Here is a 19,042-nt window from a genome sequence, read left to right on the forward strand (position 1 = left end):
AACAATGACAGTCAAAGAGATTTTCGAAACCATGGATTACGGCCCTGCCCCCGAAAGCGCTGCCGAGGCACTGGCCTGGCTGGTCGATCAGGGCGACAAGTTCGGCCACTACATCGACGGGGCCTTTACCAAACCCGGCAAGGGGTTCGACAGCCGCAACCCTGCGACCGGAGAGGCTCTGGCCAAGCTGACTCAGGCCAAGCAAGCTGATGTGGACGCTGCCGTCGCCGCTGCCCGCAAGGCGCAACCCAGGTGGGAGAAACTGGGTGGCGCGGGTCGTGCGCGGTATCTCTATGCCATTGCACGTCTGTTGCAGAAGCATTCCCGCCTCTTTGCCGTGCTGGAGAGCATGGATAACGGCAAGCCGATCCGCGAGTCCCGCGATATCGACATCCCCCTGGCGCAGCGACACTTCTACTACCACGCCGGTATGGCGCAACTGATGGAAAGCGAACTGCCCGATGCTGAGGCATTGGGTGTGTGCGGGCAGATCATCCCCTGGAACTTCCCTTTGCTGATGCTGGCGTGGAAGATCGCGCCTGCGCTGGCGATGGGGAATACGGTGGTTCTGAAACCGGCCGAATACACCTCGCTGACCGCGCTGTTGTTTGCTGATATCTGCTCACAGGCTGGGCTGCCCAAAGGTGTGGTCAACATCGTGACTGGTGATGGCGCAGTGGGCGAGATGATCGTGAACGCCGAGGTGGACAAGATCGCTTTTACCGGCTCGACCGTCGTGGGTCGCCGCATCCGTGAGGCGACGGCAGGCACGGGTAAAGAGCTTACGTTGGAATTGGGCGGCAAGTCCGCCTATGTCGTATTCGATGACGCCGATGTGGACAGCGCCATCGAAGGTCTGGTTGACGCGATCTGGTTCAATCAGGGGCAGGTCTGCTGTGCGGGTTCGCGCCTGTTGGTGCAGGAAGGCATTGCCGACCGCTTTCACGACAAGCTGCGCGCCCGGATGGATGGCTTGCGCATCGGCGATCCGCTGGACAAATGCATCGACGTCGGCGCGGTCGTGGACCCGGTTCAGTTGCAGACCATCAAGGGCATGGTCGATAGCAACACGGTTGGGCATGTGCATCAGGCCGCCTGTGAGCTGCCGGAAAACGGCTGCTACTACCCTCCGACATTGATCTCGGGCCTCGAAACTTCGGACCCGCTGATGCAAGAGGAAATCTTCGGCCCGGTACTGGTCTCGTCCACCTTCCGCACGCCGGAAGAGGCGGTCGAACTGGCCAACAACACGCGTTACGGTCTGGCCGCAACGGTCTGGACCGAGAATGTGAACCTCGCGCTGGATATCGCGCCCAAGCTGGTTGCGGGCGTGGTCTGGGTGAACGCCACCAACCTGTTCGACGCTGCCGCAGGCTTTGGCGGCGTACGCGAAAGCGGTTTTGGACGGGAAGGTGGCTGGGAGGGGCTGACGGCCTATACCAAATCCAAAGGCAAGGCCAAGCCGCTGGCCAAGGTTGAAGCGACCATGGGCGAAGGGGCTCCGGTCGATCCCATCGACCGCACCGCCAAGATGTATATCGGCGGCAAGCAGGCGCGACCCGATGGCGGCTATTCGAAACCTGTCTGGGGCAAATCCGGCCTGCTAGGCCATGTGGGTCTTGCCAACCGGAAGGACGTGCGCAACGCGGTTGAGGCCGCAGCAGGCGCGAAAGGCTGGTCCAAGACCACGGGTCATCTGCGGGCACAGATCCTGTACTATATCGGCGAGAACTTGTCGGCCCGCGCCGGTGAATTTGCCGCCCGTATCGACGCCATGACCGGCAAAAAAGACGGCGCGAAAGAGGTCGAAGCCTCAATCCAGCGTCTGTTCACTGCGGCGGCCTGGGCCGACAAATATGACGGTCAGGTCCATGGCGTACCGATCCGGGGCGTGGCGATTGCCATGAAAGAGTCCGTCGGCGTCATCGGTGCGCTTTGTGCGGATGAGGCACCTCTGCTGGGTCTTGTGTCTGCGATGGCACCAGCGATTGCGATGGGCAACCGGGTGGTTCTGGTGGCTTCGGAGCCCTACCCGCTGGCGGCAACTGATTTCTACCAGATTCTCGAGACGTCGGACGTCCCCGCTGGCGTGGTCAATATACTGACCGGCAGCCATGCGGAATTGGCGAAACCGCTCGCCTCGCATCTGAACGTGGACGCGGTCTGGTCGTTCTCATCCACCGACCTGTCAAAAGAGATCGAGGCTGTCTCAGCCGGGAACCTGAAACGGACCTGGGTCAATAACGCGACGGCAATCGATTGGAGCGTGGACCAATCCCGCCGCTTCCTGCAAGCTGCGACCGAAGTCAAAAACATCTGGGTGCCCTACGGCGAGTAGGGCTCCCGACCATGGGAGGCCCATATGGATTTTTCAGGAAAAGCCGTCATCGTCATTGGCGGAACCAGCGGTATCAATCGTGGTATTGCCGAGGCCTTTGCAGCCTCGGGCGCGAAACTTGCGGTGGCCAGCCGGTCGCAGGAAAAAGTGGATGATACCGTTGCAGCTCTGAAAGAAGCGGGCGCTGAGCAGGCCATCGGAGTAGCCTTTGATGTGCGCGATCCCGAGGCCGTTGCAGGAGGCTTGAAACAGTTCCACGATGCGCTCGGCACATTCGACGTTCTGGTTTCCGGTGCGGCAGGCAACTTTCCGGCGCTGGCGGCTGAGATGTCAGTCAACGCTTTCAAAACCGTGATCGATATCGACCTGATGGGCACAATCCACGTGATGAAAGGGGCCTACCCATACCTCAAACGTCCCGGTGCAAGCATCATCAACATCTCGGCCCCGCAATCCTATCTGCCTTACGAAGGCCAATCCCATGTCTGCGCCGCCAAAGCCGGCGTCGACCAAATCACGCGCACGCTGTCGATGGAGTGGGGGATCGAAGGGATCCGGGTGAACTCGGTCGTGCCCGGCTTCATTGAAGGAACCGAGGGCGCGAAACGTCTCACGCCTTCGGAAGACGCCCATGAAGAAATACGCAAGGACATCCCATTGGGCCGCTGGGGGCAGCCGCAGGATGTGGCCAATGCCTGCCTGTTCCTCAGCTCGGACCTCGCCAGTTACATTAGTGGAACGGTTATGGCCGTGGACGGCGCACTCTATCAGCGCGGCTCGGGTAAGTTCGGGCAGATGATGGGGAGTATGTTGCGCGCGCAGACAAAAGCACGGACATAATCGTTAATAGCTTGTGAAGCTGTTCATATACAGCATCCAGTTTTGAAGACAGCCTTTGGCCTATCACATCGCAAGGGTGGGCCTGAAGATGCTAACACTGCCGACGGACGTCACAGACATTGCACAGCTGATCGTTATGATCGGCGTATTCGGTGCCGGGCTATACATTCTCAACTACTTTCTGTTGCAGATGGGTATCGTGCGCGGGTCGGGCGTTTTGTATCCCGTTCTGGTCATCGTTGCGGCAAGTTGCGTGCTGATCAGCATGGCGGAAGAGTTCAATCTGGCCGGATCAATTATCCAGCTGGCTTACATCCTGATCTCGGTTCTGGGTCTGTTGCGCGGATATCTCTCACATCATCTGGTGCGGTTTTCCGAACCCGAGCAGCAGTTTGTTGACAACTACCTTGAAACGCTCAAACCCCATCACGCGCGCAAGCTGCTGAATACCGCAAAGCTGATCACATACGAACCCGGCGTCACCTTGATCGAGGAAGGCATGACCAGTGACTTTCTTGCTTATGTCCTGTCAGGCCGAACAACGATCCTGAAGAACAGTCAGGTGATTAATCAATGCGGCCCGGACCAGATATTGGGAGAGTTGACCTTCGGCATCGGTCTGCCCGCAACAGCCACGGTGCGCACCGATGAGCCGACCACGTGCTTGGTCTTTGACAGTCAGCGTCTGGCCCGGGTGTTGCGGCGCAACCGCCAGATCGACGATGCGCTCAAGGCCGCACATTTTCGGCATGCGCGCCAGAAACTGCTGAGCAGCAACAATCACACGGTCAAGGCGCGCACGATGTTGGCGGCGGCGGCCTGAACGTTATCCGTCCAGACCTACCGGCTGACCCACGACGGTGAAATGCAAGCCTTCTGGGTCCAGCAACTCGCTCGCAACTCGGTTTACATCCTCCAGTGTCACGGCATTCACCTGATCATTGCGGGTTGCGATATAGTCGATGGGCAGACCTTCCATCTGCATTCCAACCATGATCCCGGCGATCTGACCATTGCCGTCAAAGCGCAGAGGATAAGCCCCCGTCAGATAGGTCTTGGCATCGTCCAGTTCTTTCTGGGTTACGCCCTCATCCGCCGCACGCGCCCATTCGCTGCGAATAACCTCAACCGCTTCGGCGATGCGATCATTGGAGGATGAGACCGACCCAATATAGACCGAGGCCAAATCCTTGGGCACAAGATAGGTGCCGACACCGTAGGTCAGGCCGCGCTTTTCGCGCACCTCCTGCATCAGGCGGCTTTCAAACCCGCCGCCGCCAAGGATGTGGTTCAGGATATAGGCCGCGAAGAAATCCGGATCGTCCCGGTCGATCCCTTTCTGGGCAAACAAGGCAACCGATTGCGGCGTGTCAAAGTCGACAACGGTGACCCCGCCTTCGATCGACACTTCGGCCTTGCCCGGAATTGGCTTTGTGCTGTCAGGCAGATCAGCCAGCAATTTGTCCAGAAGCACGCCCAGTTCTTCGGCCGTGATGTCGCCCACCGCACCGACATAAAGCCGGTCTTTGGCGAAGACATTGTCATACGCCTCGACCACGTCATCGCGAGTCAGGGCCGATACGCTATCAATGGTACCTTTGCCTTCAGACCCATAGGGATGATCGCCATAGGCCATCGACGAGAAACTGAGACCCGCGATATCATTGGGGTCGTTGGCATCTGATTTGAGCCCGGACAGGATCTGCGCCTTGACCCGCTCGACCGCGTCCTCATCAAACCTAGGTTCGTGGATCGTGGTACGCAGAAGGTCCGTCACCTCATCGCGATTCTCGGTCAGAAAGCGGGCCGAGATCGAGACAGTGTCATCGCTCGCGTTGTAACTGAATGACGCAGCCAGCGCTTCGAGTTCACGAGCATAGCTGCGAGCATCCATGTCGCCCGCACCTTCTTCGATCAAGCCGCTCATCAGATAGACCGCACCGCGTTTTTCGGGGTCATCCAGTGATGTCCCGCCACGGAACCGCAATTCCAGCGCAGTGAACGGGATCGCGTGATCCTCGACCAGCCAGGCGGTGATGCCCCCGGGCGATGTCACCTCTTTGATCTCAATCTCTGCCCATGCTGGCAGTGCGACCAGAAGGGCGATCAGAGTTGTAAAAAGCCGTTTCATTGCGTCACCTCATCGTCGCGCATCAGCCAGCCGGTCACCGAGGTCTCGCGTTGCAGGACATCGCGCGCGGCGGCGATGATCTGGTCACCTGTGACCTCCTGCAGAATATCGGGCCAGGCCTGTACGTCTTCGACCGTCAGACCGCTGGCCAAGGCACGACCGTAGCGGTTGCCGATCCCGTCGACATTATCACGGGCATATATCTGTGAGGCGCGCAGCTGCATCTTGATCCGGTCCAGATCCTCTTGGTTCACGCCTTCAGCGATGAAGTCTGCTACGGCTTGATCCATGGCATCTTCGGCCTCTTGCAACGTTACACCTTGCGCTGGGACAACCAGAAGATCAAAAGTCGTGTCATCCAGCGATACGCCGCGATAGAACGCACCGGTATAGACGGCGATCTGCTGATCGAATTGCAGTTCTTCGTTCAAATAAGATGTGGTGCTGCCCCCCAACAACTCGGCCAGTAGGAACAATGCGGCGGCCTTCTCCTGTTCGCCCGGGTCACGTTCGGGCGCCAGATAGGTGCGATGCACATAGGGTTGCGCCACGCGCGGGTCCTTGTAGGTCAGGCGACGCTCCGCTGTCTGCGGAGGTTCCTGTGGGCGCACGCGCTCGGCAATCTCGGGATTTGACGGGATGACGCCATAATACTGATCGGCCAGCGCGCGCACCTCTTCAGGATCCACATCCCCGGTGACAACAAGGATAGCGTTGTTAGGTGCGTAGTGGTCCGCGTAGAAGGACAGGGCGTCGTCCATGTCCAGCGCCTCCATCTCATGCATCCAGCCGATGATCGGCACGCCGTAGCCATGGTTGAGATACTGTGCTGCGCTCAGCTGTTCGCCAAATAAGGCACGTGGGTTGTTCTCCGTGCGCTGGTTCCGCTCTTCCAAAATCACGCCGCGTTCAGCGGTGATGTCATTTTCGGTCAGGCGCAGATTGCGCATCCGGTCGGATTCCATCTGCATCATCAGCTCCAGCCGATCCGCAGCGACGCGCTGGAAATAGGCGGTGTAGTCGTAGGAGGTGAAGGCGTTGTCATCGCCGCCATTGGCTGCAACGGTCGCTGAAAACTCCCCCTGTTTCAGGGTGTCCGTTCCTTTGAACATCAGATGTTCCAGGAAATGCGCGATACCTGATACACCCGCAGGCTCATCCGCCGACCCCGCCCGATACCAGACCATATGCTGCACGACAGGCGCGCGGTGGTCTTCGACCACGACCACTTCCATTCCGTTATCAAGCGTAAATGTCGTGACCGCTTCTTGACCATCCTCGGCAAAAACCGGGGTCGCGGCAATCAGGGCGGCAGAAAGTGCCAAGGCCCGAACCATGGGGCATCCTCCGTTTCGTTATGAGCATAAACTACGGTGGTGCGCGGCAGGTTCAAGTCAGATGACAAAAAGTTAAAATTTATTCATCTGGCGGTGACGAGGGCGTTTCGAGCCCGGCACGGCGGGCAGCTTCCGTCTGCGCAAAGGGGTCCAACGCCTGACGTTCATAGACCTGCTGATAGCGATCCACCGGGAACAGGCGCAGGCCGGTCCACCGGCCACGGCGCTGGCGGAACTCATCGTCTTCGGCCTGAACGATCTGGCGCGTGTTCGCCGGCACACCATAGCGGCTGGACGCGGTCACCAGCGCGGAATCCGAGGCCGGGATCGCCCCGTTCGGGTTTGTCGCTGCCGGGTTACCGCCCAGTGCAAGAACCGCATCTGCCTTGGGATTCGGATCTGTCAGATTACTACCACCCGGGGTTGGCGCGGGCAGAAATGCATAATCCTTGGGTTCTGTCAGAGGTTTGACCGGCAGCACCGAGAACTCATCCGGGCCATCCCCAGGAGGCGTCAGTTCGCGCAAACCGGGGTTCGAGCACGCAGCAACCGCAGCGGCAAAGATCAAAACATAGGGTGCGCGCGACAACCGCATCAGAGTCTCCAACCAGTTTCGGACGTTTTATCGCATATCCTTCGGCGCGTCACGAGGGCTTTTTCCCATCAAACAGAACAAGCCCAATGGCCCCTGCAAAGACAAAAACATCCGCCAGATTAAACACATACGGGTTGTTGATACCGCAGCATGACATGTTGAGGAAATCCAGAACAAAACCATAAAGCACCCGGTCGACCACATTGCCCATCGCGCCACCGATCAAGAACCCACCGCAAATCAGCATCAGCTTGGACGGTGTTGAACGGCGCAGCCAGATAAAGACGGCGACACAAATCGCAACGGAAATCGCGACCAGAACCCAGCGTGCGGCATCAGAATTGCCCTGAAACAGGCCGAAGTTGATACCGCGGTTTTCGCCGTATTTGAACACGACCAAAGGTGGCAAAACGTCGATACCGCCGGGCTGATCCGCAACGCGCATGACCCGAACGACCAGATATTTGCTGATCTGGTCGATCAGAATGGCCACCAGCGCAGCCCAGTAGAGCAGCCGATACGACATCAGTGCCGAAAGTGCCGCATGCCGGTGAAGACCATCGCGAGACCGGCCTCATCCGCCGCTGCGATCACCTCATCATCGCGCATTGAGCCACCGGGCTGGATTACGCAGGTCGCTCCCGCCTCGGCGGCCTCCATCAATCCATCGGGGAAGGGGAAGAACGCATCCGACGCGACGGCGGAGCCGATTGTCAATGGCTGGGGCAAGCCCAGAACATCGGCCATGCGCTCGGCCTTTTTGGCTGCGATCAGAGCGGAGTCGACGCGGCTCATCTGGCCCGCACCTACACCAACGGTTGCGCCGTCTTTGACATAGACGATGGCGTTGGATTTGACATGCTTGGCCACCTTCCACGCGAACAGCAGGTCGCGCATCTGATCCTCGGTCGGCGCTTTCTTGGTCACCACCTTCAGGTCATCCATGCCAACAAAGCCATTATCCTTGTCCTGAACCAGCAGACCGCCAGCCACCTGACGCACAGTTTTACCACCGGCGGTCACGTCCGGCAGAGCCTCGGTTGTCAGCAGGCGCAGGTTCTTCTTGGCCGCAAAGATCGCTTTGGCCTCATCTGACGCTCCAGGGGCAATGACGACCTCGGTGAAAATCCCGGTGATTTCTTGCGCAGTTTCCGCATCCAGCGGCTGGTTCAAGGCCACGATGCCGCCAAAGGCTGAGGTCCGATCACAATCGAAGGCCGATTTATAAGCGTCAAGCAAGGTTTCACCTGTCGCTACACCACAGGGGTTGGCGTGTTTGATGATGGCGCAGGCGGCGCCCTGTGCCGGATCAAACTCCGCCACCAACTCAAAGGCCGCGTCAGTGTCGTTGATGTTGTTATAGCTCAGTTCCTTGCCCTGATGTTGCAGGGCGGTCGCCACGCCGGGGCGGTTCGTGCCGTCGGTATAGAACGCTGCCTGCTGATGGCTGTTCTCGCCATAACGGAGGGTCTGTTTCAGTTCGCCAGCAAAGGCCCGGCGCTTCGGCGCTTCAAGCTGCAGGGCATCTGCCATCCAGTTCGACACGGCGGTGTCATAGGCCGCCGTGCGGGCGTAGGCCTTTTGCGCCAGCCACTGGCGGAACCCGTATGAGGTCTTGCCATAGTTCTCTTCCAACTGATCCAGCAGGGACGAGTAATCTTCGACATCCACAACAACATTCACAAAGGCATGGTTTTTTGAGGCCGCGCGAATCATCGCAGGCCCGCCAATGTCGATGTTCTCGATACATTGATCATAACCTGCACCTTTGGCAACCGTGGCCTCGAACGGGTAGAGGTTCACAACCAGCAGATCGATTGCGCCGATTCCGTGTTCATCCATCGCGGCGACATGGGTGTCATTGTCACGCAGCGCCAGCAGCCCGCCGTGCACCATCGGGTGCAAGGTCTTGACGCGGCCATCCATCATCTCAGGGAAACCGGTGACATCGCTGACATCCCGAACCACAAGCCCCGCGTCACGCAGCGCTTTGGCAGTGCCGCCGGTCGATAACAGCTCAACCCCGCGCTCGGCCAGCGCCTTTCCCAGCTCGATCAGCCCGGTCTTGTCGGAAACGGAAAGCAACGCGCGGCGCACGGGGTGAAGATCAGTCATGGGTCCAAAGGTCCTTTTGGCGTCAGTCGAATTCTGGCTCGTCCCGGTGCAGGTCACGCACGGCATAGGCAGTATCCTGCGCCTTGCTCAACGTCCACTGGATGCGCGTCGCATACTCCATTGCGCGGCCAGATAGAACGATCTGTTTTGTCGCGCGTGGCTTCAGGCGCCCTTTTTCAAGGTAAACACTTGGCTGGACGTCTAATTTTCCCACGCCATCGTGGCGGAAAACCCAGATCTCACCGCTTTTAAGCGCCATCGACACCGCCGCCCCGCCCAGATCAACGGCTGTATCCACATCCGGATGCAGGTGAAAACGAATGTCAAAAGGGATGCCCGACAGGCCCGAGGCATCCATCGCCTTGTCAAACTGCCGCTTGGCTTTGTCGGTTGCGGTCAGAAGGATATCCTCGACAGTCAATTTGCGTCCGTCAAAACGCAACTCGAATGTGCGTGCATGGGTCAGGCCAAACACTTTGGCGTAACCGTCATGCCCGGACATAAAGCGAATGCCTTCGATCGCGTCCTCAAAATCAAATGGAACACCGCGCGGCGCATCGACAAGCGCCTGCTGCTCACTACCTTGAACCGGCTGGGCCAGCCGGGCGCTGGAATAGCCATCAAGGCACAAAGTGGAATGAGACGGCGTTGCCCGGCCTGCCCGCCGCCAATCCAGCCCGAAACTAGCCCCGGACCCGCAATTCACGATCAGAGGACGACGGCCCGACGTTAGTTCAAATGCCAAGGTCGAGGCATGCGCGTTGAACGAGGCCGCACCGGATGGCGGCGGGCTGGCATCGACAACAACCGTGGTCCGACCGGCAGAGAGGCAAGAATACCCCATCGGCAGCTCGGTCGCCGCCTTGTGTTTGACACCGCTTTGAGCGAGCGCCTGTTCCAATCGTCCCTCGACCCCGCGACCACCACCATGGAACCGGGCCAAAGCCCCATCCGCGTGGCGCAAGCTGCGCAAGGTAGGTGCAATCCGCTTGATCGCGTTGGCCTGCGCCACTGGCGTGCCGCGGCCTACATCGTTCAGGGCGGCAGCAGTCCAGCTGAGCAAGGTGAAAACCTCCAGCAACTCCTCGGGGTTGCGGGTTGGGATACCACCTTGTGCATCCACCTGTCGTTCGCATTCCCGCGCCAAGGCACGGACCGCGGGGTCGGCCATCGCCTCCAGCCCCTCAAGGGCAAGGCCCGATTGCACCAGTCCGGCCAATGCTTCGAACCGCGGCAGGCCCGGCGTCGCCGCATGCCAACGCTTAGACAGGAACCAAGTTTGCTGGGCCAGAGACCGAAAGAAAAGCTTGCTTTGGACATCATCGACCCCGCGCAGCAAGAACAGCGCGTGGTTGATCCAGCGCATGACCCGTCGGCCCGTCAGATCAGGCACCCATCCGGGCCCGCAACCGCGCCCATGGGCCGCGATCCAGCCCCAGACCCAGCGCTGCGCCTTTTCCCGCGCGCGACTGTCTCCAACAGCAGCCAGATCATCCAGCCAGGCAAAGCCGTGGCGTTCATCGTCAAATCCAACGCTTGGGGCCGCGACCTCCCACAAACCCGTATCTTGCGCCTCGACCAGATAGCCGGAGAACAGCAGGTTTCCGGCGACCAGCTGACGCCCCCGCGCATAAGACCCAACGGTGCGCGGTTCAGGCTGCGAAACAAACCCGGTTACCGCCCGCTGTCTTTGACTTAGACGCGCATAAAACCGGTTCTGAAACCGCATCCACCGGCTGGTCATGGTGTCCGTTTCTGACATGACGCGTTTTACTCTGCCCCTTGCGCTCTGCTGGCGCTTGCGACCCAACGATAGACCGGGCTGATCGTCAAGTCATCGAAAAGCGTGACCTCAGGCAGATTTACTCAGGCAGGCGATGTAGAACCCATCCATGCCGCCGTATTCCGCCCAATAATCCGGCCGCAGGCGCAAGCCGCCTTCTTCGGTGATCCAGTTATTGTCCACGCCCGGCAGGCTCAGCGCCGCGCGGTCCACAACCATGTCCGGGTGGGTTTCCAGCGCCTCTTCAATCTGCACCTCGCCTTCGTCTGGCAACAAAGAACAGGTGCAATAAACCAACCGCCCGCCCGGTTTCAGCAGACCCCAGGCATGGGCCAGCATCTGCGCCTGAAGATCGATCAGACCGCCGAATTCGGAGCCATCTTTGGCAAAAGGCAGATCGGGGTGCCTGCGGATTGTGCCCGTGGCCGAACAGGGCGCATCCAGAAGGATGGCATCATACTGTCCCGCATGCTCCAGCGCGTCGCCGACAACAACCGTTGCAGTCAAGCCGGTCCGTGCGAGGTTCTCTCGTACCCGCTCCATACGCGCCTCTGAGATATCCAGCGCCGTAACATCCACACCGGCAGCGGCCAGTTGCATCGTCTTCCCGCCCGGCGCGGCGCAGAGGTCCAGCACCTGTTCACCCGGCTTCGGGGACAGAACGCGCACCGGCAGAGCAGCCGCCGCATCCTGCACCCACCAATCCCCGGCCTTATATCCAGGCAAGGTCGAAACCTGACCTGCATCTTTGATACGCACCGACCCGGTTGGCAGCGTTTCATCCGACGGGGCAGATGCCCCCGGCTTCACGGTCAAATCCAGCGGAGCCCCGGCAAAATGGGCCTGTTCCATGCCAATAACAGCATCCGCGCCCCATGCGGCAATCAGGGGATCGCGCAACCACTCGGGCAGACGCGGGACACGCATCTTGGGCCAGGCCTCGGGCCCTTCGGCAGCGACCTTGCGTAGAACCGCGTTCACCAAACCCTTCAGGCGGCCGTGCTTGCGTGACCGGCTGACGATCTCGACCATGGAATTCACCACCCCATGTGCAGCTTCGCCATTGCACAGCTCGACCGCTCCAAGACGCAAAGCGTTATGAACCGTCAGCGTAGGTGTTCGGTTCAGATGGTTGTCGAGCAGCCGGTCGGCGCGCTCCAGCCCACGCAGCGTTTCAACGGCCAGGCGCTGCGCACGCGCGCGATCCTCGGGGCCCAGCCGGTCCAGCGCACCTGCGGCCAGGCACTCGGACAGCAACCTGCCCTCACCCAGCACCTGATCCAACAGATAGATTGCGCTGCGCCGTGCTGCTGTTGCGCTGTTTGACATGATCCCACCTTCATATGATCTGCGCCCGCATTGCCATTGGCGGACGCGGGCGTATATCAAGGCTGTGCCCGGAAAGGAACCCGATGTCATGAGTGACGACCGCAAAGACCTGCCCCCCGCTGCCCAGCGCGCGCTGGCCGAAGCGGAAGAACGCCGCCGTAAGGCCGAAGCGAAAGCACAGGCATTGCCCAAAGAACTGGGCGGTCGTGACGGGCCGGACCCCGCCCGATATGGCGATTGGGAGAAAAAGGGAATTGCCATCGATTTCTAGGCAATCAGCCCCGCAGCGCCTGCAGAAAATCCTCGATCAACGCGCGCTGTTGCTTGGATTTCGCACGCTCCTCGGGCCATGTCAGCCAATAGCAATCCTTGGTCCGCAATTCCGGAAAATCGAGCCTGCGCAATCGCCCCGACTGTAAATCCGCTTGCGCCAAAGGCACCGAGCCCAGAGCAACGCCCAACCCCTGGCGGGCTGCGGAAATGGCATGTTCCATCGAATCAAAGCTCACCTTTGCTGGAGGCAAATCCACCACCCCCGTTTTATTCGCCCAATCCCACCAGCCCGGGCGTTCACCGCGCAGATCAATCAGCGGCGCGCCCCAGTCCACACCGGGTGCAGCCATTGGCATCAGAACCTCAGGCGCGATCAGCGCAGCATCGCGCCCTGGCCACGCCCCACGCCCATAGCGGATTTGCAGCCACGTGCGCTCCTCATCCAAGGACGAGCGGCGCGCAACAGAATCCGTCATCACCCGCACCTTAGGGCGTATGTCCTGAAACCGATCCAGACTGGGCAATACCAGCGCATGAATGCTTGACGATAATCCTGCAACGCGCAGCTCGCGCGGGGATTTACCAAACAAATCCTCGGTATTGCGTTCCAGCGCCTGCAAACTGTCCTGTACCAAAGGCAGATAGCTTTCGCCCTCGACCGTCAGTGAAACGCCCCGCGCTTCACGCACGAACAGGGACCGGCCCAGCCAGGATTCGAGGTTGGCAATCCGCTGACTGACCGCCGCCTGGGTCAGCCCGAACTCTTTTGCCGCCGCTGAAAACCCGCCCAGCCGGCCCGCAGCTTCGAACACCCGCAGCCAGTCCAGGGGCGGCAATCCGATCTTTTTCTTAGCCATAAGTTTTTCCAAGCCTCAGCCGAAAGAAGGATTAATTGTCGTAATGCCATGAACATCGTATCTGCTCAACCAAAGCTCGCGCCGAACAGGAGGCCCCCATGCTGCGCACCGCCACTCACACCGCCTCTGTCGTTACTGTTGTGTTCGACAGCGGAGCCGAGGCCCGCTTTCACGCCATATGGCTGCGCGACAACGCGCTGGACCCTGACACCCGCGCCCCCGGCAATGGCCAACGCCTGATCACCATCGGCGACATTCCCGCCGATGTGTCGGTCAGCGCCGCACAGGTCGTTGCGGGCGATCTGCAGGTCACGTTCCAGCCCGAAGACAAGACAGTTACCTTCCCCGCCGACTGGCTGGCTGAGCATTGCTATGACCGCGATCATGATGCGGTGCCGGGCCGCGTCGCGCCCGGCATCACTACCTGGGAACGTGGCATCGATGCGCCCAGCGGTGACTGGTCTGAGGTTCATGCCGATCCTTCCGCCAAGCGCAACTGGCTGGCAGCGGTGGCTGAATATGGCTTTGCCAAGCTGACCGGAGGCCCGACCGAGGCGGAATCGCTGCTGAAAGTGGCCGATCTGTTCGGCTATGTGCGCGAAACCAACTATGGCCCCTATTTTGAGGTCCGAACCGAAGTGAACCCGACCAACCTGGCCTATACCGGGCTAGGGTTGCAAGCCCATACCGACAACCCTTACCGCGACCCGGTGCCCACACTACAAATCCTCTATTGTCTGGAAAACTCGGCTGAAGGCGGCGATTCCATCGTGGTTGACGGATTCCGCGCGGCCGAAAAGTTGCGTGATCAGAACCCCGAAGGCTTTGCCCTGCTGGCAGGTTACCCGGCCCGGTTCGAATACAAAGGCTCTGACGGGGTCTGCCTGCGGTCACGCCGCCCGATGATCGAACTGTCCCCGGATGGAGAGTTGATTGGCATCCGCTTCAACAACCGCTCCTCGGCCCCGTTTGTTGACGTGCCCTTTGAAAAGATGGAAGCCTACTACGCTGCGTACCGCCAATTGGCCGAAATCATCGATGACCCGGCGATGGGCGTGTCGTTCAAACTGGAGCCGGGCGAGAGCTTCATCGTCGACAACACTCGCGTGCTGCATGCGCGCCTCGGCTATTCCGGCGCGGGATCGCGTTGGCTGCAGGGGTGTTACGCAGACAAAGATGGCTTGCTGTCGACCTTGGCCGCAAAGGAAATGGCCCAGCCGGAGGCGGCCGAATGAAACCTGATTTCACGACGCTAAGCCGCGACAATATCGTGGCTTTCATTGGCGACATCTTTGATCGACGCGGCGGAGAGGAGTATCTGGGCGAACCTGTCACAATGGCCGAACATATGTTGCAGGGCGCCACCATCGCAGAACAGAACGGGATGCCCGAAGAGATCATCGTGGGCGCGTTGCTGCATGACATCGGCCATTTCACCTCCGAGTTCGGCACATATCATCCCGACGACACCGAGGACCGTCATCACGAGGATGCCGGGGCCGAAGTGCTGGAACAGTTCTTCCCCTCGGTCATCACCGATTGCTGCCGCTATCACGTCGCGGCCAAGCGCTATCTCTGCGCCACCAAGCCGGAATATTTCAACCGGCTGTCAGCCGCCTCGGTCCATACGCTGGAATTACAGGGCGGCCCGATGAGCGCTGAGGAGGTCGCCGCGTTCGAGGCCAATCCGAACCTGAAAGAGATCATTCAGGTGCGCTATCTGGATGAGGCCGGAAAGCGCGCCGATATGGAAACACCGAATTTCGCCCATTTCGCACCGATGGTGCAGCGGATGGTCGACCGACATCTGAAGACCGATTGACGCAGTCATAAGTGACTACCGAGGGCAACAAACACATGTCCTCGGTGTCGCTGCGCAGGGCTATAGGCCCAGAACATCCATCATGTCATACTGACCCGGCGATTTGCCCTGCCCCCACAGCGCCGCTTTCAATGCGCCTCTGGCAAAGATAGCGCGGTCGGTGGCCAGATGGCGCAGAACAATGCGCTCGCCCGGCGCGGCAAACAGCACGTCATGTTCGCCAACGATGTCACCACCACGAATGGCGTGGAACCCGATATCACCGCGTTTGCGCGCGCCGGTGATACCGTCGCGGCCCCGATCCGAGACATCAGCCAGCGTGACTCCGCGCCCTGCGGCGGCGGCTTCACCCAGCATCAGTGCGGTGCCCGAGGGCGCATCGACCTTGTGGTGGTGGTGGCCTTCGATCACCTCGATATCGAAATCTTCATCCAGCGCGGCGGCAACTTTTTTGGTCAGTTGCACCAGCAGGTTGACGCCAAGGCTCATGTTGCCGGCCCGCACGATGACCGCATGGCGCGAGGCGGGTTCCAGCGCGGCGATCTGTTCGTCGCTCATGCCGGTGGTACCGATCACGTGGACACAGCGCGCCTGTGCAGCCAATGCTGCGAATTCCAACGTCGCCTCGGGTGCGGTGAAATCGATCACGGCCTGCGCCTGCGCAAAGGCTTCCAACGGGTCATCAGTGACCGTGACACCCAGCGCGGGGCCGCCCATCGCTTCGCCCACGTCCTGACCGATCCAGTCATGGCCCGTACGCTCGACCACACCGACCAGACGCGCCTGATCGCTGTCGGTGACGGTCTTGATCAGCATCTGCCCCATACGGCCCGAAGCCCCTGTGATGACGATCCCCGGAATATGGGTCATGGCGGTATTCCCTTGTTGCAGTCGGCTCAAAGCCTCCTACCCGGTTCGCGCCCGCTTGGCAAAGCCCTGCTTTGCGCTTAGATCGGGGTTTATGGCAAAGAACAAATTCCACGATGGCCCCGGCCCGTCCCAACGACAGCTGCGCGTCGGCGAACTGATCCGCCGCACCCTGTCCGAGGTTCTGGCGCGCGGAGATGTCCACGATCCCGACCTGAACCGCATGTCGATCACCGTGGGTGAGGTGCGCACTTCGCCGGATCTGAAGATCGCGACCGCCTATGTGCTTCCACTGGGTGGCAAGGGGCAGGAGGACGTGATCGAACTGCTGGCCCGTAACAAGGGTGAGCTGCGGCGCGTGATCGGTAAGAAGCTGAACCTGAAATTTTCGCCCGATCTGCGATTCCGTCTGGATGATACGTTTGACCGCCTGGACGACACCCGCCGCATGTTCGAACAGGACGCGGTGCGCCGCGATCTGGACGAGTGATCCGCGCATTTATCACTTTGGGCGCGGTTCTCTGGGCCGCGCAAGCCTTCGCAGTTACCTGCGAGAAGCTGACCCATGAGGATAAGCGCTATACCATTTGTGAGGTGGATGCCTCGGAAGATTTGCGCCTGTTTCTGAACGACGAAAATGGCGATCTGCTGGGCCATTTTTCGTCAGTGAACGAGGCGCTGGAGCCGCAGGGCAAGCGGCTTGCTTTTGCGATGAACGCGGGGATGTACCATGACGACCGCGCGCCCGTTGGCCATTATGTCGAAGACGGGCAGGAACAGATGCGCGTGATTCCGAATGCTGGGCCGGGCAATTTCGGCCTGCTGCCCAATGGCGTGTTCTGTATTCGTGAAACCCGTGCAGATGTGTTTGAGACTTTGGAATTCGTCGAGCAGGCACCCCAGTGCCGCTTTGCCACGCAATCCGGCCCCATGTTGGTAATAAACGGCGAGTTACATCCGCGCTTTCTGCCCGATTCAACCTCGCGCTATATCCGGAACGGGGTGGGTACCAGCGCTGATGGCGCGCGAGCGGTATTTGTCATCTCCGAAGACTCTGTAACATTCCACGAATTCGGCAGGTTGTTCCGCGATGCGCTTGAGATGCCAAATGCGCTGTTTCTCGATGGCAATATCTCGCGCATGTACGAACGCGCCAGCAATCGGTCGGATATCGGGTTTTCTCTGGGTCCCATCGTGGGCGTTGTTGAGGACGTACCGGCAAATTGACAGCAGCTGGGCGATCCGCTAACTCGCGCGCCTCGATAAGATTCAGGATGTAAGATGGGACGCAAACGCAAGGGCCGCGACATTTCAGGCTGGCTGGTGGTGGATAAGCCCGCGGGCATGACCTCGACTGCCGTGGTCAACAAGGTGCGTTGGGCGATGGACGCCAAGAAAGCGGGCCATGCGGGCACGCTGGACCCCGATGCAACTGGCGTTCTGGCGGTTGCATTGGGTGAGGCGACCAAGACCGTTCCTTATATTACTGATGCTTTGAAAGCCTACACTTTCACCGTGCGTCTGGGACTGGCCACCAATACCGACGATGCCGAGGGTGAGGTGATTGCACAAAGCAATGCGCGTCCCTCGGATGAGGATATCAAACAGGCGCTCAGCCCGTTTCTGGGCGATATCATGCAGGTCCCGCCCAAGTTTTCGGCCGTGAAGATCGATGGCCAGCGCGCCTATAAGCTGGCCCGCGATGGTGAGGATGTCGAACTTAGCGCTCGCCCCCTTTGGGTCGAAGAACTCATACTGGTTGATCGCCCCGACGATGACCATGTCGTGCTGGAGATGACTTGCGGCAAAGGCGGCTATGTCCGCTCCATCGCGCGTGATCTAGGTGAGGCTCTGGGCTGCCACGGCCATGTCCGCGAGCTGCGCCGCATCTGGTCCGGTCCGTTTGAAGCCGAGGATGGCCTGTCCATTGAGCAGATCGACGACATGGCCAAGACCATCGCGCTGGACGACTATCTGCACCCGCTGGAAACTGGCCTCTCGGATCTGCCCGAGTTGAAATGCACCCCCGAAGGAGCCACCCGCCTGCGCAACGGCAATCCGGGCATGGTTCTGGCCTCGGACGTGGAATATGGCGATGAGGCCTGGGCCTCGCTCGACGGCAAGGCCGTGGCGGTGGGCATCTACAAATCCGGCGAGCTTCACCCAAGCCGGGTGTTCGTTGCCTGAACGCCGTGTTAGGCCGGGGCATGATCACCCGAACGCATACCAAGGGCGACGCGCCCTCGACCGCCATCTATTCCGATTGCGAGAAGTATCGCTATAGCCTGACCCGTATCTGGGACCCGGCGGGGCGCAAGGCGCTGTTTGTGATGCTGAATCCGTCGACCGCGACCGAGGTGCAGAATGACCCCACCGTTGAACGCTGTGAACGCCGCGCGCGCGCGTTGGGCTTTGGGGCGTTTCAAGTGACCAACATCTTTGCCTGGCGCGACACCGATCCGCGCAAGATGCGTGCTGCTGTCGATCCGGTAGGGCCCGAGAACGATGCGGCCATTCTGGAGGGGGTGCAGTGGGCCGATCAGGTCATCGCCGCCTGGGGCACCCATGGCTCCCATCTGGAGCGCGGACCAACAGTGGAAACTCTGCTGCGGAACACCGGGCACCCTCTGTTCCATTTAGGGCTGACGAAAGACGGCCACCCGAAACATCCGCTGTATATCGCATACACCCAACAGCCCGAAGCCTGGTGACAAAGGGTTAACCACGCCTCCAGCTTGGCTTTGACCAACCGACA

Annotated in this window: 19 protein-coding genes; 10 read left to right on the forward strand and 9 right to left on the reverse strand. The window is 60.1% G+C overall.

Features of this window, described 5'->3' with window-relative positions; all coding sequences use genetic code 11:
* Positions 1-4 precede the first annotated feature (4 nt).
* The 3 genes from ACR0EL_RS12310 to ACR0EL_RS12320 all read left to right on the forward strand — a co-directional run bounded on the left by ACR0EL_RS12310 (position 5) and on the right by ACR0EL_RS12320 (position 4,001).
* Positions 5-2,338: an aldehyde dehydrogenase family protein gene (locus ACR0EL_RS12310; protein WP_480500178.1), complete on the forward strand. Its 2,334-nt coding sequence runs from the start codon at positions 5-7 to the stop codon at positions 2,336-2,338.
* A 24-nt stretch (positions 2,339-2,362) separates the two neighbouring features.
* Positions 2,363-3,178 (forward strand): SDR family oxidoreductase, encoded by an 816-nt coding sequence (locus ACR0EL_RS12315; protein WP_480500179.1) that lies wholly within the window; start codon positions 2,363-2,365, stop codon positions 3,176-3,178.
* 88 nt (positions 3,179-3,266) lie between these two features.
* A complete protein-coding gene (locus ACR0EL_RS12320; protein ID WP_480500181.1) occupies positions 3,267-4,001 on the forward strand; it encodes a Crp/Fnr family transcriptional regulator in 735 nt (244 codons plus the stop codon).
* A 3-nt stretch (positions 4,002-4,004) separates the two neighbouring features.
* On the opposite strand, the gene ACR0EL_RS12325 is transcribed toward ACR0EL_RS12320, so the two are convergent.
* The 7 genes from ACR0EL_RS12325 to ACR0EL_RS12355 all read right to left on the reverse strand — a co-directional run bounded on the left by ACR0EL_RS12325 (position 4,005) and on the right by ACR0EL_RS12355 (position 12,468).
* Entirely contained in the window at positions 4,005-5,309 is a 1,305-nt protein-coding gene (locus tag ACR0EL_RS12325) for a M16 family metallopeptidase (protein WP_480500182.1), read from the reverse strand.
* The gene (locus tag ACR0EL_RS12330; protein WP_353008824.1) at positions 5,306-6,646 is read right to left on the reverse strand and encodes a M16 family metallopeptidase; all 1,341 of its coding nucleotides are present in this window, start codon (positions 6,644-6,646) and stop codon (positions 5,306-5,308) included. The genes ACR0EL_RS12325 and ACR0EL_RS12330 overlap by 4 nt, the downstream gene beginning before the upstream one ends.
* 79 nt (positions 6,647-6,725) lie before the next feature.
* On the reverse strand, positions 6,726-7,241 hold the full coding sequence (locus ACR0EL_RS12335; protein ID WP_170533713.1) for a DUF3035 domain-containing protein: 516 nt from the start codon (positions 7,239-7,241) through the stop codon (positions 6,726-6,728).
* Positions 7,242-7,290: 49 nt separating this feature from the next.
* Positions 7,291-7,767 carry a signal peptidase II gene (gene lspA, locus ACR0EL_RS12340; protein ID WP_480500184.1) on the reverse strand — a complete coding sequence of 159 codons (477 nt, stop codon included), beginning with the start codon at positions 7,765-7,767 and terminating at the stop codon, positions 7,291-7,293.
* Entirely contained in the window at positions 7,767-9,356 is a 1,590-nt protein-coding gene (gene purH / locus ACR0EL_RS12345; RefSeq protein WP_480500185.1) for a bifunctional phosphoribosylaminoimidazolecarboxamide formyltransferase/IMP cyclohydrolase, read from the reverse strand. Before purH ends, lspA begins: the two co-directional genes overlap by 1 nt.
* A gap of 22 nt (positions 9,357-9,378) precedes the next feature.
* A complete protein-coding gene (locus ACR0EL_RS12350) occupies positions 9,379-11,118 on the reverse strand; it encodes a heparinase II/III family protein (RefSeq protein WP_480500187.1) in 1,740 nt (579 codons plus the stop codon).
* 90 nt (positions 11,119-11,208) lie between these two features.
* Entirely contained in the window at positions 11,209-12,468 is a 1,260-nt protein-coding gene (locus ACR0EL_RS12355; protein ID WP_480500188.1) for an RsmB/NOP family class I SAM-dependent RNA methyltransferase, read from the reverse strand.
* A gap of 88 nt (positions 12,469-12,556) precedes the next feature.
* Here ACR0EL_RS12355 and ACR0EL_RS12360 point away from each other — a divergent pair, with 88 nt between their 5' ends.
* Entirely contained in the window at positions 12,557-12,739 is a 183-nt protein-coding gene (locus tag ACR0EL_RS12360) for a DUF1674 domain-containing protein (RefSeq protein WP_353008810.1), read from the forward strand.
* A gap of 4 nt (positions 12,740-12,743) precedes the next feature.
* Here the strand turns inward: ACR0EL_RS12360 and ACR0EL_RS12365 are convergent, their stop codons facing one another.
* On the reverse strand, positions 12,744-13,598 hold the full coding sequence (locus tag ACR0EL_RS12365) for a LysR family transcriptional regulator (RefSeq protein WP_480500189.1): 855 nt from the start codon (positions 13,596-13,598) through the stop codon (positions 12,744-12,746).
* Positions 13,599-13,696: 98 nt separating this feature from the next.
* Between ACR0EL_RS12365 and tmpA the strand changes: the two genes are divergently transcribed.
* Together tmpA and tmpB are read left to right on the forward strand one after the other, a co-directional pair.
* Positions 13,697-14,833 (forward strand): 2-trimethylaminoethylphosphonate dioxygenase, encoded by a 1,137-nt coding sequence (tmpA, locus tag ACR0EL_RS12370; RefSeq protein WP_480500191.1) that lies wholly within the window; start codon positions 13,697-13,699, stop codon positions 14,831-14,833.
* Positions 14,830-15,420 (forward strand): (R)-1-hydroxy-2-trimethylaminoethylphosphonate oxygenase, encoded by a 591-nt coding sequence (gene tmpB / locus ACR0EL_RS12375; protein ID WP_480500193.1) that lies wholly within the window; start codon positions 14,830-14,832, stop codon positions 15,418-15,420. Before tmpA ends, tmpB begins: the two co-directional genes overlap by 4 nt.
* Positions 15,421-15,480: 60 nt before the next feature.
* On the opposite strand, the gene dapB is transcribed toward tmpB, so the two are convergent.
* On the reverse strand, positions 15,481-16,290 hold the full coding sequence (gene dapB, locus ACR0EL_RS12380; RefSeq protein ID WP_480500194.1) for a 4-hydroxy-tetrahydrodipicolinate reductase: 810 nt from the start codon (positions 16,288-16,290) through the stop codon (positions 15,481-15,483).
* A gap of 91 nt (positions 16,291-16,381) precedes the next feature.
* On the opposite strand from dapB, the gene rbfA reads away from it, so the two are divergent.
* The 4 genes from rbfA to ACR0EL_RS12400 are packed head-to-tail and all read left to right on the forward strand — an operon-like array spanning position 16,382 to position 18,998.
* A complete protein-coding gene (gene rbfA, locus ACR0EL_RS12385) occupies positions 16,382-16,777 on the forward strand; it encodes a 30S ribosome-binding factor RbfA (RefSeq protein ID WP_170453633.1) in 396 nt (131 codons plus the stop codon).
* Positions 16,774-17,514: a phosphodiester glycosidase family protein gene (locus ACR0EL_RS12390; RefSeq protein ID WP_480500195.1), complete on the forward strand. Its 741-nt coding sequence runs from the start codon at positions 16,774-16,776 to the stop codon at positions 17,512-17,514. Before rbfA ends, ACR0EL_RS12390 begins: the two co-directional genes overlap by 4 nt.
* Positions 17,515-17,568: 54 nt before the next feature.
* On the forward strand, positions 17,569-18,474 hold the full coding sequence (truB, locus tag ACR0EL_RS12395; protein ID WP_480500197.1) for a tRNA pseudouridine(55) synthase TruB: 906 nt from the start codon (positions 17,569-17,571) through the stop codon (positions 18,472-18,474).
* Between the two features lie 20 nt (positions 18,475-18,494).
* Positions 18,495-18,998 (forward strand): DUF1643 domain-containing protein, encoded by a 504-nt coding sequence (locus tag ACR0EL_RS12400; protein WP_480500198.1) that lies wholly within the window; start codon positions 18,495-18,497, stop codon positions 18,996-18,998.
* Positions 18,999-19,042 lie beyond the last annotated feature (44 nt).

The organism is Ruegeria sp. AH12, assembly GCF_056541465.1.

Excerpts from the sequence above, each read along its gene's own strand:
- ACR0EL_RS12335 (WP_170533713.1), bottom strand. The coding sequence starts at position 7,241 with ATGCGGTTGTCGCGCGCACCCTATGTTTTGATCTTTGCCGCTGCGGTT.
- truB (WP_480500197.1), top strand. The coding sequence starts at position 17,569 with ATGGGACGCAAACGCAAGGGCCGCGACATTTCAGGCTGGCTGGTGGTG.
- ACR0EL_RS12325 (WP_480500182.1), bottom strand. The coding sequence starts at position 5,309 with ATGAAACGGCTTTTTACAACTCTGATCGCCCTTCTGGTCGCACTGCCA.
- tmpA (WP_480500191.1), top strand. The coding sequence starts at position 13,697 with ATGCTGCGCACCGCCACTCACACCGCCTCTGTCGTTACTGTTGTGTTC.
- ACR0EL_RS12360 (WP_353008810.1), top strand. The coding sequence starts at position 12,557 with ATGAGTGACGACCGCAAAGACCTGCCCCCCGCTGCCCAGCGCGCGCTG.
- lspA (WP_480500184.1), bottom strand. The coding sequence starts at position 7,767 with ATGTCGTATCGGCTGCTCTACTGGGCTGCGCTGGTGGCCATTCTGATC.
- tmpB (WP_480500193.1), top strand. The coding sequence starts at position 14,830 with ATGAAACCTGATTTCACGACGCTAAGCCGCGACAATATCGTGGCTTTC.
- ACR0EL_RS12400 (WP_480500198.1), top strand. The coding sequence starts at position 18,495 with ATGATCACCCGAACGCATACCAAGGGCGACGCGCCCTCGACCGCCATC.
- dapB (WP_480500194.1), bottom strand. The coding sequence starts at position 16,290 with ATGACCCATATTCCGGGGATCGTCATCACAGGGGCTTCGGGCCGTATG.
- ACR0EL_RS12315 (WP_480500179.1), top strand. The coding sequence starts at position 2,363 with ATGGATTTTTCAGGAAAAGCCGTCATCGTCATTGGCGGAACCAGCGGT.
- ACR0EL_RS12330 (WP_353008824.1), bottom strand. The coding sequence starts at position 6,646 with ATGGTTCGGGCCTTGGCACTTTCTGCCGCCCTGATTGCCGCGACCCCG.
- ACR0EL_RS12320 (WP_480500181.1), top strand. The coding sequence starts at position 3,267 with ATGCTAACACTGCCGACGGACGTCACAGACATTGCACAGCTGATCGTT.
- ACR0EL_RS12365 (WP_480500189.1), bottom strand. The coding sequence starts at position 13,598 with ATGGCTAAGAAAAAGATCGGATTGCCGCCCCTGGACTGGCTGCGGGTG.
- rbfA (WP_170453633.1), top strand. The coding sequence starts at position 16,382 with ATGGCAAAGAACAAATTCCACGATGGCCCCGGCCCGTCCCAACGACAG.
- ACR0EL_RS12350 (WP_480500187.1), bottom strand. The coding sequence starts at position 11,118 with ATGTCAGAAACGGACACCATGACCAGCCGGTGGATGCGGTTTCAGAAC.
- ACR0EL_RS12355 (WP_480500188.1), bottom strand. The coding sequence starts at position 12,468 with ATGTCAAACAGCGCAACAGCAGCACGGCGCAGCGCAATCTATCTGTTG.
- ACR0EL_RS12310 (WP_480500178.1), top strand. The coding sequence starts at position 5 with ATGACAGTCAAAGAGATTTTCGAAACCATGGATTACGGCCCTGCCCCC.
- purH (WP_480500185.1), bottom strand. The coding sequence starts at position 9,356 with ATGACTGATCTTCACCCCGTGCGCCGCGCGTTGCTTTCCGTTTCCGAC.